Annotated in this window: 1 rRNA gene; it reads left to right on the top strand. The window is 47.0% G+C overall.

Annotation, left to right across the window (positions count from 1 at the left end):
* Positions 1 to 242 precede the first annotated feature (242 nt).
* Positions 243 to 353, top strand: a 23S ribosomal RNA gene (locus M3636_RS29250); the annotation flags it as partial.

Raw genomic sequence — 353 nt, 5'->3', positions numbered from 1 at the left:
CGTTGCTCAGTTTTGAGAGCTCAAACTCTCAAACAGCTTGCTTTTGCATGGAGCTTGTTCTTTGAAAACTAGATATCGAAACGAAAGTAAATGCGAATTAGAACATTCCTTTTTAGCTGAACTTGTGTAAACAAGTTTCAATAAAAACGGTAGATTGCTGGAGCGAGTGATCGAAATGGAGCGACTTTTGGCTTTGGACGTAGTCCAAACCAAGCGGAGCGACAGCTCGAACACGAGCGAATGGTTAAGCTACTAAGAGCACACGGAGGATGCCTAGGCGCTAGGAGCCGATGAAGGACGTGGCGAACAACGAAACTGCCTCGGGGAGCTGTAAGCAAGCTTTGATCCGGGGG

The sequence above is a fragment of the Paenibacillus sp. MER 99-2 genome, assembly GCF_023714095.1.
GTDB lineage: Bacteria > Bacillota > Bacilli > Paenibacillales > Paenibacillaceae > Paenibacillus.
This window is presented reverse-complemented; position numbering and strand designations above follow the sequence as displayed.